Source organism: Bacillus sp. JJ1764, assembly GCF_036962145.1.
GTDB lineage: Bacteria > Bacillota > Bacilli > Bacillales > Cytobacillaceae > Neobacillus.
In genome coordinates this window covers 1-6249 of sequence record NZ_JBALNY010000016.1, presented here as the reverse complement: position 1 = coordinate 6249, position 6249 = coordinate 1, and the positions used below count along the sequence as shown (strand labels likewise).

Genomic DNA, 6249 nt, shown 5'->3' with positions numbered 1-6249 from the left:
TAGCTATACTATTATTGGAATTATAACAATTTTATTCTTAGGATTTATGAATCTATTAGGAACTCAATATGGTGGATTGATCCAAAATATCTCAACCATAGGAAAACTTATTCCGATCGTATTGATTGCCGTATTTGGTATATTCAAAGGCGATGTGCAGATTCTCAATATGGGCAGCGGTGTCCATCACTCCATCAGTATGGGTGCTGCCGTGTTGGCTACGTTATTTGCTTATGACGGCTGGATGAACGTCGGATTTATGGCCGGCGAAATGAAAAATCCTGGCAAAACACTGCCAAAAGCAATTATAACTGGTATTGCAGTCGTCATTGCTGCTTATATCTTGGTAAACATCGCCATGCTGCATGTGTTGCCAGCAAGCAAGATTGTGGAACTAGGTCCGAATGCGGCCAGCACAGCTGCATCGATTTTATTTGGAAACTTGGGCGGAAACCTGATTACAATCGGAATTCTCGTGTCAATCTTTGGCTGTTTAAACGGTAAAATTTTAACCTTTCCGCGAATTCCATTTGCTATGGCTGTAGACGGCTTCTTACCTGGATCAAAATCACTGTCATATGTGCATCCTAAATACAAAACGCCGGTTGGGGCAACCATCTCACAAATGGCCATCGCCATTATCATGATGCTTGTCTCCAACCCTGACAAACTATCAGACATTGCCATGTTCTCCGTCTTCATCTTTTACGGATTAGCCTTCTTCGCAGTATTTATACTTCGAAAAAGAGAAAAAGAAGAAACAAACCTATACAAAGTGCCACTTTACCCAATCACACCACTGATTGCAACTCTAGGAGCACTTTACATCGTAGGCAGCACCCTAATCAACTCACCAACCGATGCCCTTCTTTCAATCGGCATCACCATAATAGGAATACCAATCTACCTAAAACTAAAAGGCAAAAAACAACAACCAACCGGCCAAAAAGCCAGTTAAACCGTTTATGACCCAGGGTGTCCACCACAGGAGGACAATTGTCCACATATGGTGCCTGTCACCCAAATAGTCACCAAAAAACGTTTCTGCAAGTTTGCGCAGAAACGTTTTTTTGGTTGACTCCTATTCAAATATGGTGTGACACGTGTATCCTTTATAAATCGACCTTGTTAACGCACACCTATTATACAGGGACTTTGACGGAGTTGTAGCGCATGGCGAATTCCATGATGGCAGAAATGTCGAGTTTGGATTGTTCAGCGGTGATGCCAGCGACTTTTTTGACGATTTGTCTTTCTAGGAAGTTCATTTTGGAGACGAGGAATTCACCTCCAAATAGGCCCATGGCTATAGAATTTTTTCTTAAATCATGTGGAAATGCGTGATTAAATTGTTCCATAGCTACTTCCCCGTCATTCATGCAACACAGGAATAACCCCAGTTCTTTTTCTATTAGTTCATCATGATGTTTTTTAATGAAGTTCTTAATCTTTAATTGAATTTCTCCTGCATGAATCGATCCGCCGATAATAACCCCTTCAAAATCTTGCAAATCGAAAAACACTTTATCCCGTTTTAAATCAACGGCAAGCACTTCTCCTTCCAAGTGCTCACAAAGAATATTTACAGCCTTTTCTGTAGTACCATGGGATGAGCAATAAACAAGCAACGTCTTCATAAAAATGCCCCTCCAAATTCTTAATGGTTTTTCGGAAAAAACAGCTAAAACAAACATATTTGGAAATATACTACATTTAGTATAATCCTTAAAAACGTCTGAATCTCACGGTACAATTGGCAAAATTATGACAACTATCAAATGGGATGGTACTATATACTAAAACAAAGACAGGAAGAATGAACGTAAAAGAGGTGGAAAAGTGAAGACAGTAGATTTTCCATTATTACTTGCAGGGCCGATTGTTCGCAGGTGCGAGGAAGGACGTGTCTGTTTGTGGGTAGCAACAAGCCGAATGGTTAAGATCACAACTGATTTTTATAAAATTACTTCTACTGATGAGAAGGAAGCGTTCAACTACATACTTCTTGAGACTGGCCTAAAAGTAAAATCTATTCAATTAGGAAAAAGACTGTTTATTTACCTGCTTAGCCTCTATCCAAAGGAACCGACATTTCCCTTCGAAGAGTTAATTGGTTATAACTTGCATTTTTATGATGGTGAACATCAACATTCCCTTGAGAGCTTAAATTTACTATCGCCTAACCATCCTTACTCCATTGTTTATGGTTCGCTCAAATATCCTACCTTCTTTATAAAAAATCAAAAGGAGTCTACCATTTTTTACGGCTCCTGTCGCAAGTTGCATGGTGAAGAGGATGATGCCTTATCGCTAGCTGATGCTATCATGGTTGAATCTTATAACAAACCTGAGAAACGCCCCGATTCTCTCTTTTTAATGGGAGACCAAATTTACGCAGACGACGTGGCTCATCCGATCTTCCGGACGATTACAACGTTTAGCAAGGAATTAATTGGAGAACGAGAACCCTTAGAAGAGATTGACAGTACCCTAAAGCTTCCCCTATTCCAAGAACGGCTGCAGCAATTAAATGGGCGGCAATACATCACGGAAAATTTCTGTCAATTTACTTCCAATCATGCTGAAAACCATTTAATGGAGCTCGGCGAGTTTGCGGCCATGTACTTATTAGCCTGGAGCCCTGCTTTATGGGAGACTGCCCAAGCACTCCACTTATTCCATTCGTTTGAAGAAGCAGAACAGGAGAAGATCATCCATTTTACATTTCCTCACGACATCCATTCGGATAAGGAGCACAAAGCAGAAAGAAATAAACTGTATCAAAAATATATGGAACAACAGGGGGCACTGGTTTCCTTCCAAGAAACTCTTTTCAAAGTAAGACGTTTGTTGGCCAATATTCCAACCTATATGATATTTGACGATCATGACATAACAGATGATTGGAATCTTTCCAAGTCTTGGAAAAACAACATCTATACTAACAGCCCCTTGGGGAGACATGTCATTGCCAATGGTTTAACAGCCTATTGGGCCTTCCAGGGCTGGGGCAATGATCCAGATTCGTTTGATCACTCATTTATCAAAACAATTAAATCCTATCTGAAATCACCTAAAATATACTCCGAATCATATCAATCTTGGATAGAAACTCTCTGGAATTTCAATTCATGGGATTATGTCGCGCCAACTTATCCAAAAGCGGTCTTTCTTGACACTAGAACCCAGAGGGAGGATGATCCTACCCCAACTCCTGTAAAAATGGGCAAAGTGATGGAAGAAACAGCAAGTACTCCTCTGCTGTTAAGCGAACGCGGCTGGAGAAACATTACCAATAAAGTTCGAGACAGCGGCTGGCAAAGCAACACTCCACTGATCATCGTTTCAGCAACACCCGTTTATGGAATGGGACTGATTGAATCATTTTTACATAAAGGTGTTTATCCATTACGGGTTTTGGGAGTTGAAGTCCAGACTACCTTTGATTTCGAAGCATGGAAATATAACGGGCTGGGCTTCACCACTTTTTTAGAACAAACAGCTAATTGGATTCCATCAACACTCATTATTCTATCCGGAGATGTCCATTATGCAGCAGCTATCCATGCAATCGTAACCTTTAATGATGGTAGGAAACTTCCCATTTTTCAATTCACCAGCAGTCCATTGAAAAATATGAGTTTTTCTGGATTGTGGGGTTTATTTTTGAAACTGGTCATTACCTGGAACACCTCGGAACGTAAAAACAAAATCATAAAGCGAATATGTACCAAAAACTACAACATTGTAAGAATCAAAGATGATCCAGATCAACCCTTTATCTGGACTGATGAATTATCTTACCAATTGCTGGACGGAAAGACCATCATTGAAACCAATAACAATCTTGGTTTACTCTCCTTATCGAGGACAAGGATCAACAGCACTCTTCTCAAATGAACATTGTTTTAAAAACATTATAAATATTCTGTAACGGACCTAATGCCAGTTATAGTACAATTAAGTTACCTGCTACTCAATTCGGAGGTTTTTCGATGAAACGACTTACTGAGCACTTAATTATTATTTCGTTCGATTGCCTTTCTGCGTTAGATTTTCCTATCATCAAGGAACTACCACACTTTCAAACTATTTTAAAAACAGGTGCTTATATTGAAAAGGTGGATTCGATTTATCCATCTGTCACCTATCCTTGCCATGCCACCCTCGTGACCGGGAACTATCCAAACCGTCATGGCGTCATCAATAATACGCTGCTACAGCCTGGACGAACATCCCCCGATTGGAATTGGTTCAGAGAATCGATCAAAGGAACCACCCTCTATGATGAGGTGAAAAAAGCAAACATGACAACCGCCGCCCTGTTGTGGCCGATCACCGGGAAAGCGGATATTGACTATAATATGCCTGAGATCTTCGCAAACCGCCCATGGCAAAATCAAATCCTTGTCTCGCTTATGAGTGGCACTCCCCGCTATCAATGGGAGTTAAATAAAAAATTCGGACATATCCGCAAAAGCCTTAGTCAGCCAGAACTGGACGACTTTGTCTTGGAATCAACAGTTGACACTATTATGACGAAGAAACCTAACCTTTTAATGGTTCATTTTACCGATTTAGACTCTAAACGCCATGATCACGGTTTTTCATCAGAGGAAGCCATCGCCGCTATTCACCGGCACAACGAGCGGCTTGGCAGGATTCTAGAAGCCCTTAAAGAAAGCGGAATCTATGAAAACTCCACTGTTGTTCTATTGGGAGACCATAGTGCTTTAGATGAAAATAAAGCTGTCAGTCCTAATGTTTTATTTAAACAACACCAGCTCATCCAGGTCAATCCTAAAGGCAAATTAATAGATTGGAAGGCCTACTGCAAAACCTGTGATGGCTCGGCATATATTTATCTTAAAAACCGCCATGACCAAGAGACTTATTCCATCCTGAAAACCTTGTTAGAAAAATGGATTCAAGAACCTGATTCGGGAATTGAATCGTTTTTAACAGGAGAACAAGCCTCTGCAAAAGGGGCTGATGGCGCATGTGCTTTTATGTTGGAAGCACAGCGGGGTTATTATTTTTTAGAAGACTATGAGGGGGAATATATCAAAGAGATCACCAAAGAAGTGGCCCATATTGATAAAAAGTACACCCTGGCCACCCATGGTTATTCACCAGACAAGGAGGAATATGGAACCATTTTCATGGCGGCGGGCAAAGGAATTCAACACGTTACTCTGCCGCATGCAAGGTTAGTTGATGAAGGTCCCACCTTTGCAAGGCTTCTAGGTGTTAGCTTAGGCGACACGGATGGAAAAGTGATCGAGGAAATTTTACAACGATAAATCCATAAAGGAGGAAAAACGATGAGCCGAATGTCCAAGCAAGAAAAAAGCTGGGTGTTTTATGATTGGGCCAACTCCGCCTACTCCATCCTCATCACAACAGCAGTGTTCCCGTTATATTTCAAGGCAGCTGCAAAAGGAGCCGGAATTGCGGCCGCAACCTCGACTGCTTATTGGGGATATGCCAATTCGATTGCGACGCTATTAATTTCCATTTGTGCACCTGTTTTGGGCAGTATCGCCGATTTTAAAGGTTTTAAAAAGAAATTCTTCACCTTTTTCTTTGCCCTTGGTATTATTTTCACCTTTATGCTCGCGGTTGTTCCAAGCCAACAATGGCTGATTCTCTTAATCTGCTATATGCTAACGGTCATTGGCTTTGGCGGTACGAACATCTTCTATGATGCTTTTCTTGTTGATGTGACGACAGAAGAGAGGATGAATAATATTTCCTCCAAAGGCTTTGCACTGGGCTACATTGGCAGCACAATCCCATTCATCATCGGAATTGCCTTGATTGTCTTATCTCAGCAAAACATATTGCCATTATCAGTAACAGTTGCTAGTCAAATCTCCTTTGCCATTACGGCGTTGTGGTGGGGCCTATTTNNCAAATCTATTATAAAGAACGTGTTCCAAACCCGATTTCCAATGGATTTAAACAGTTGTTTGATACGTTCAAAAAAATCAAATTGTATCGACCTTTATTTCTATTTTTAATTGCTTATTTCTTTTATATTGATGGGGTTAATACGATAATCACGATGTCAACCGCCTATGGGTCAGATTTGGGAATCGATTCTACGAATTTGTTAATCATCTTATTTGCCACTCAGGTTGTCGCCGCCCCGTTTGCTATTCTTTATGGACGGCTTGCCGATAAATTTAAAGGCAAAACAATGCTGCTGGTCGGAATTTTTGTCTATGTTATTATCTGTACTTATGC

The 6249-nt window shown here is 40.7% G+C and carries 4 protein-coding genes and 1 pseudogene; 4 read left to right on the top strand and 1 reads right to left on the bottom strand.

From position 1 onward, the window contains the following. The coding region (locus tag V7083_RS02280; protein WP_335474941.1) for an APC family permease at positions 1–958 on the top strand (958 nt) is incomplete at its 5' end. 184 nt (positions 959–1142) lie between these two features. Here V7083_RS02280 and V7083_RS02275 read toward each other — a convergent pair. Continuing rightward, positions 1143–1637, bottom strand: coding sequence for a flavodoxin domain-containing protein (locus V7083_RS02275; RefSeq protein ID WP_335474939.1), 495 nt, complete (start codon positions 1635–1637; stop codon positions 1143–1145). Positions 1638–1839: 202 nt separating this feature from the next. On the opposite strand from V7083_RS02275, the gene V7083_RS02270 reads away from it, so the two are divergent. The 3 genes and pseudogenes from V7083_RS02270 to V7083_RS02260 all read left to right on the top strand — a co-directional run. After that, the gene (locus V7083_RS02270) at positions 1840–3900 is read left to right on the top strand and encodes a hypothetical protein (protein WP_335474937.1); all 2061 of its coding nucleotides are present in this window, start codon (positions 1840–1842) and stop codon (positions 3898–3900) included. Between the two features lie 95 nt (positions 3901–3995). Next, entirely contained in the window at positions 3996–5303 is a 1308-nt protein-coding gene (locus tag V7083_RS02265; protein WP_335474936.1) for an ectonucleotide pyrophosphatase/phosphodiesterase, read from the top strand. Between the two features lie 21 nt (positions 5304–5324). Further along, positions 5325–6249, top strand: a pseudogene (locus V7083_RS02260) (MFS transporter); the annotation flags it as partial.

What these genes read in the sequence shown, in the direction of transcription:
- V7083_RS02265 (WP_335474936.1), top strand. Translation starts at nt 3,996, where the DNA reads ATGAAACGACTTACTGAGCACTTAATTATTATTTCGTTCGATTGCCTT.
- V7083_RS02275 (WP_335474939.1), bottom strand. Translation starts at nt 1,637, where the DNA reads ATGAAGACGTTGCTTGTTTATTGCTCATCCCATGGTACTACAGAAAAG.